This window comes from Rathayibacter sp. PhB127, assembly GCF_003751665.1.
Classification (GTDB): Bacteria; Actinomycetota; Actinomycetes; order Actinomycetales; family Microbacteriaceae; genus Rathayibacter; species Rathayibacter festucae.
Genome location: NZ_RKHW01000012.1, coordinates 1 through 1049, shown reverse-complemented (window position 1 = coordinate 1049; position 1049 = coordinate 1). Strand labels below are relative to the sequence as shown.

Sequence of the window (1049 nt, the reverse complement as noted above, 5' to 3'; positions counted from 1 at the left end):
ACATGGGAGCTCCGACGGTTTGTAAGCAAACGGTTTCAGGTACTATTTCACTCCCCTCCCGGGGTACTTTTCACCTTTCCCTCACGGTACTTGTCCGCTATCGGTCATCTGGGAGTATTTAGGCTTATCAGGTGGTCCTGACAGATTCACACGGGATTTCTCGGGCCCCGTGCTACTTGGGATACTCTTCACGCCATAACACCATTTCGACTACGGGGCTCGCACCCGCTCTGGCCAGGCATTCAAACCTGTTCGTCTATGATGCGCTGTAACGTTCAGTGCTCGGCAGAACACAACGAAAAGTCCCACAACCCCGACCATGCAACCCCTGCCGGGTATCACACATGATTCGGTTTAGCCTCTTCCGCGTTCGCTCGCCACTACTGACGGAATCACTGTTGTTTTCTCTTCCTGTGGGTACTGAGATGTTTCACTTCCCCACGTTCCCTCTACCCGCCCTATATATTCAGGCGGGAGTCACCAGGTCACCACAAGGGGCCTGGCGGGGTTTCCCCATTCGGAAATCCTCGGATCACAGCTCGTTTATCAGCTCCCCGAGGCTTATCGCAGATTACGACGTCCTTCTTCGGCTCCAGATGCCAAGGCATTCACCGTTTGCTCTTAAAAACTTGAAAATCACATGAGTTTAAGAAACCACAACTCGAAAAGTTGCAGATCCAATGATTTGCAAGAACACAACCCGAAGGCTGCTCCTTGCGAATCTTGTCGACCCGAACAACCCGCAAAGGCTGCCCGAGTCTAAGATGCTCGCGTCCACTGTGTAGTTCTCAAAATACGGGCGGTATCCCTCCCCCACACACCCAGGCGTGGAAAAAGGATCCAGGAGAGTCGAGATCCAGCCACCCCCGAAGGAGCAGCCGGCCCGGTCCCTCAGGACCCAACAGCGTGCATGTGCAGTAGCCCACCCGCTCGTGCGTTCCCAACCCGAAGGCTGTACTGACACGAGACGAATCTCTTCCTGCACCCAGTTCAATGTTCCACCCATGAGCTACCAGCAAAGACATTCGCTTTGATCTGGCGCCTGGAAC

The 1049-nt window shown here is 54.2% G+C and carries 1 rRNA gene; it reads right to left on the bottom strand.

Annotation, left to right across the window (positions count from 1 at the left end):
• Positions 1 to 635: ribosomal RNA gene (locus tag EDF22_RS20350) — 23S ribosomal RNA — on the bottom strand; the annotation flags it as partial.
• Positions 636 to 1049 lie beyond the last annotated feature (414 nt).